3 protein-coding genes are annotated in these 5,408 nt (G+C 71.0%); 1 reads left to right on the top strand and 2 read right to left on the bottom strand.

From position 1 onward, the window contains the following. Together AB0H87_RS37365 and AB0H87_RS37360 are read right to left on the bottom strand one after the other, a co-directional pair. On the bottom strand, positions 1-857 hold an 857-nt coding region (locus AB0H87_RS37365; RefSeq protein WP_360157053.1), incomplete at its 3' end, for a serine/threonine-protein kinase. 163 nt (positions 858-1,020) lie between these two features. Continuing rightward, entirely contained in the window at positions 1,021-2,355 is a 1,335-nt protein-coding gene (locus AB0H87_RS37360) for a glycosyltransferase family 4 protein (protein WP_360157050.1), read from the bottom strand. Between the two features lie 199 nt (positions 2,356-2,554). On the opposite strand from AB0H87_RS37360, the gene AB0H87_RS37355 reads away from it, so the two are divergent. Beyond that, positions 2,555-5,206, top strand: coding sequence for a glucosidase (locus AB0H87_RS37355; RefSeq protein ID WP_360157047.1), 2,652 nt, complete (start codon positions 2,555-2,557; stop codon positions 5,204-5,206). Positions 5,207-5,408: the final 202 nt, after the last annotated feature.

Here is a 5,408-nt window from a genome sequence, read left to right as displayed (position 1 = left end):
CGTCGGCTCGCTGCTCGACGACGCGGTGCTGCTGCTGCGCGAGCTGACCGGCACCGACTCCACCTGGATCCTGACCGTCCGCGACGAGCTGGCCGCGGCTTGACGCTCGGGTCGAGCACCCGGCGCAGGAGGCGGTCGACCTCGTCGGCGGACATCCGGTGCCGGGGGTCCTTGCGGAGCAGGCCGGCGAGCACCGGGCGCAACGGGCCGGCCAGCTTCGCCTGATCGGGCGGGCTGGTGGCCAGGGCCGTGAGCGTGGCCAATGTCGTGCGGCGGTAGAACGGGGACCGGCCCTCGACAGCCGCGTAGAGGGTGGCGCCCAGCGACCACATGTCGGCCTCGGCGGTCGAGGTGCCGTCGCTGGCCCGCTCCGGCGCGACATATTGCGGCGAGCCCATCACCATGCCGGCCCGGGTGACCGCGCTGTCGCCGTCGAACGTGGCGAGCCCGAAGTCGGTCAGCACGACACGGCCGTCGTCGGCGATCAGCACGTTGTGCGGCTTGACGTCGCGGTGCAGCACGCCGCGGGCGTGGGCGGCACAGAGCGCGTCGAGGACGGCCAGGCCGATCTCGGCGACCTGGCGCGGCGGCAGCGGACCCTCGTTGACGATCACCTCGTGCAGCGAGCGGGACCGCACATATTCCATGACGATCCAGGGGCTGCCCGCGGAGTGGACCACGTCGTAGATCTGCACGACGTTGGGGTGGCTGAGCCGGGCGGCGGTGCGCGCCTCACGCAGGGTGCGCTGGCCGAGCTCCGCGCGCTCGTCGGCGGTCATCCAGTCGGGTGGCTGGACCTCTTTGACGGCGACGTCGCGGTGGAGCATCTCGTCGCGCGCGAGCCAGACACGGCCCATCCCCCCGCTGCCGACGGATTCCAGCAGCCGGTAACGCTCGGCGATCAGTGTCCGCTGCACCGTCCGATCCCTGTTGGTCCGCGCGATCCACCCTAGTGACCGGAGCCGAGTTGATGAAGCCCCGGGTCGATGGAGTGATTGTCCCGCGGACGGGACCAGGCCGCTACGCGACCTCGGTACTGAGCAGGTTACCGGGCGGTACGACGAGCTTGGGCTGCCCGTACGCCATGCGTGCGGCCGCTTCCCGGGTCAGGAAAGCGGGCGACTCCAGGATCGCGTTGCGGTACGCGTCCGCGGTGCGCTCGGCGATGGTGGACCAGCCGTACCGCTTGGCCACCATGGTCCGGGCCTTCTTGGCCACCTTCCGGGCGAACCGCGAGTCACCGAGCAGCGAGTCGACGGCACCGGCGAGCGCGTCCGGGTCGCTGTGCGGGAACGTCACACCGGTGACACCGGGCTCGACGATCTCGGCCAGGCCACCGGTGGCCGCCACGGCCAGCGGCGCGCCCGCGGCCGCCGCTTCGAGGGCGACCATGCCGAACGGCTCGTAGAGGCTCGGCACCACCGTCGTGTCGGTGGCGGCGAGCAGCGCCGGCAGGGTGGCCTCGCTCTGGAAGCCGACGAAGCTGACCTTGTCGGGGATGCCGAGGCGGTGGGTCTCGGACTCCAGCTCGCCACGGAACGGCCCGTCGCCGGCGATCACCACGCGCAGGCCCGGGTGGTCGGCGGCGAGCCGGGGCACGGCCCGGATGATGTGCTGGACGCCCTTCTCGTACACCAGGCGCCCGGCGAACCCGACCAGCGGGCCGTCGCCGGCGAACTGCTTGCGCGCGGTCGCGACCGCCCGCGGCCCGGCCCGCCAGACCCGGTCGTTGACCCCGTTGGGAATGACCTCGACGCGGTCGGAGGGCAGCTCGAGGAGGCGGGAGACCTCCCATTTCATGTACGCAGAGCAGACGAGCACCTTGCACGCCTCGCGGGCCAGCCACCACTCCACGCTGTGGATGCAGCGGTTCATCTCGTCGGGCAGCCAGCCCTGGTGCCGGCCGGCCTCGGTCGCGTGGATGGTGGCGACCAGCGGCAGGTCGAGGTGCTCCTTGAGGGTCACCGCGGTGTGCGTGACGAGCCAGTCATGCGCGTGGATGACGTCGTACTGGCCGCTCTCGCACGCCCGCAGCGCCGCCCGGGTCAGGGTGTGGTTGAACGCCATCGTCCAGGCCAGCAACGACGGCGTGGCCAGCGGGAAGTTCGGCGGGTCCTCCGGTGCCCGGACGATCCGTACCCCCTCCTGGTATTCCTCCAGGGGCGCGCCGGCCGCGTGGCGGGTGACCACGGTGACCTCGTGTCCCGCCGCGGCGAGCGAGGTGGCGAGCGAGTGCACGTGCCGGCCGAGGCCGCCGACCACCACCGGCGGGTACTCCCACGACAGCATCAGGACGCGCCTGATGCCCGAACCGGTGACCGGTTCGTCGTCGAGAACGTCCGCGGTGCTTTGCATGGCCGGCCCCCTCGTGGTCAACCCTGGATACGGCGATAGGCACCCGAGCGGGGTGCCAGACGCGCCAAGTGGGTCGTTTGGGAGCCTAGGGCAATGTCGCGCAAATACCCCTCAATGCCGCGAAATCTGCCGTTTACCGGCGTGCCATGGGGCAGGATGGCAGGTCCGCTGTGGACAGCACTAGGGGAAGATCGTTGACATGGAGGTGATCGCCGACGTGCTGGCCGAGCAGGCGCGGCTCGCGGATGCCGACAGCGGCGCGCGACCGTGGCGGTCCTGGGGTCCCTACCTGTCGGAGCGGGCGTGGGGCACGGTCCGCGAGGACTACAGCGAGCACGGCACCGCGTGGGACTACTTCCCGCACGACCACGCCCGGTCCCGGACCTACCGGTGGAACGAGGACGGGATGGCCGGGATCTGCGACGACCGGCAGACGTTCTGCTTCGCGCTGGCCCTGTGGAACGGCGTCGACCCGATCCTCAAGGAACGGATGTTCGGGCTCGGCGGCGACGGCGGCAACCACGGCGAGGACGTCAAGGAGTACTGGTGGTACGAGGAGTCCACGCCCACCCACTCCGCGATGCGCTGGCGCTACCACTATCCACAGGCGCCGTTCCCCTACGACCGGCTGGTCGCGGTCAACGCCCTGCGCCGCCGGGACGAGCCGGAGTACGAACTGGTCGACACCGGTGTGTTCAACGAGGACCGGTTCTGGGTGGTGACCGTCGAGTACGCCAAGGCGTCGCCGACCGACATGTGCGTGCTGGTCACGGTGGCCAACCGCGGGCCGGAGGCGGCCACCCTGCACGTCCTGCCGTCGCTGTGGTTCCGCAACACCTGGTCGTGGGGGCTGCCGGGGCGCGACGCCGTGCCGCGGCTGGCCGCCGACGGCACCAACCGGCTGGTCGGTGAGCACTGGGTGCTCGGGTCGCTCGTGCTGGAGGGCGACGGGTCGCCGGTGCCGCTGCTCTGCGACAACGAGTCCAACGCACGCCGGCTCTGGGGCCTGGCGGGCGGGTCGCGCTATCCCAAGGACGGGATCAACGACCACGTCGTGCAGGGCGCGGCGACCGTCAACCCGGGCCGCGTCGGCACGAAGGGCGCGCTGCACTACGTGCTCGACGTGCCGGCGCGGTCGTCGGCGACGATCCGGCTGCGGCTGTGCGCCGCCGGGCCGCCCGGTAGCCGCCGCGCCCTGCCCGATCTTGACCTGGGCGCCGACCACGAGGCGGTGTTCGCCGCGCGGCGGGCCGAGGCCGACGAGTTCTTCGGCGCGCTGACCCCGGCCGGCGCCTCGGCCGACGAGGCGGCCGTGCTGCGCCAGGCGATCGCCGGGCTGATGTGGGGCAAACAGTTCTACCACTTCGACGTGCGGCAGTGGCTCGACGGCGACCCGGGCTCGCCGACACCGCCGCCCGGTCGCCGGCACGGGCGCAACAGCGCCTGGCGGCACATGACCAACTTCGACGTGATCTCCATGCCGGACCCGTGGGAATATCCCTGGTTCGCGGCCTGGGACCTGGCGTTCCACTGTGTCACGTTGGCCCGGGTCGATCCCGCCTTCGCCAAGCAGCAACTGCTCCTGCTGCTCCGCGAGTGGTACATGCACCCCAACGGCCAGATCCCGGCGTACGAGTGGGCGTTCGGCGACGTGAACCCGCCCGTGCACGCGTGGGCGGCGCTGCGGGTGTTCGAGATCGACGGCGGGCGGGACGTCGACTTCCTCGCGCGGGCGATGCACAAGCTGCTGCTCAACTTCACCTGGTGGGTCAACCGCAAGGACATCACCGGCAACAACGTCTTCGAGGGCGGTTTCCTCGGCCTCGACAACGTCGGGCCGTTCGACCGCTCGGCCGCGCTGCCGGTCGCCGGGGTGCTCGAACAGTCCGACGGCACCGGCTGGATGGCCATGTACGCGCTGAACCTGCTGGACATGGCGCTGACCCTGGCGGTGCGGGAGCCGGCGTACGAGGACATCGCCACGAAGTTCTTCGAGCACTTCGCCTACATCGCGTCCGCGGCGTACGAGCAGGGGCTGTGGGACGCCGACGACGCGTTCTTCTACGACGTGCTGCGGCTGCCGGACGGAGCGCGGGTGCCGCTCAAGGTGCGCTCGGTGGTCGGCCTGCTGCCCTTGGCCGCGACGGCGTCGATGTCGTCGCTCATGGTCAGCCGGCTGCCGGAGCTGTCGCTGCGGCTGCGCTGGTTCCTGCACAACCGGCCCGAGTACGGGCTGGTCGTCGGCAGCCGGCGACGCTCGGTCGACGGCCGGCAGCAGCGGCTGCTGGCGATGGTCGCGCCGGAGCAGCTGGTCCGGATGCTGTCCCGGATGTTCGACGAGACCGAGTTCCTCTCGCCGTACGGGCTCCGCACGCTCTCCCGGCAGCACCTCGACAAGCCGTTCACGGTGTCCCTGGGCGGGCAGGAGTTCACGGTCGGCTACGAACCGGCCGAGTCCACCAGCGGGCTGTTCGGCGGCAACTCCAACTGGCGCGGGCCGATCTGGCTGCCGACCAACTACCTGCTGATCGGGGCGCTGCGGGAGTTCGGCGCGTTCTTCGGCACGGACCTGCTGGTGGAGTATCCGACCGGGTCCGGCACGCGGCTGCCGCTCTCGGACATCGCCGACGACCTGTCCCGGCGGGTGATCGGGCTGTTCACCCGGGACCGGTCGGGGCGGCGGCCGATCTACGGGGCGTGCGAGCTGTTCCAGACGCATCCCGACTGGCGGGACCTGATCGTCTTTCCCGAGTACTTCCACGGTGACAACGGCGCGGGACTGGGCGCCTGGCACCAGACCGGCTGGACGGCGCTGGTGGCGGACCTGATCCTGACCGTACGCCGTTCGTAGCCTCCCGATCGGGGCATGATGGCGGGATGGAGGCGTCCGTAACGCTGCGTCCGGTCGACGGTGTGCACGTCACGACGTTGATCGACAACTACACCGACGTGCTGCTGCCCGACGAGGGCCCATATCCTCGTGGCGAACCCCGATGGAACGCGGGAGTTCACCAAGAACCGGGGCACCGTGGAAAACATGTGTCAAACTCTGT

Origin of the sequence: Asanoa sp. NPDC050611, assembly GCF_040654855.1 — a bacterium.
Taxonomy (GTDB): domain Bacteria; phylum Actinomycetota; class Actinomycetes; order Mycobacteriales; family Micromonosporaceae; genus Asanoa.
Note: the sequence above shows the minus strand (reverse complement) of the source record. Positions and strands in the feature narration are given on the sequence as shown.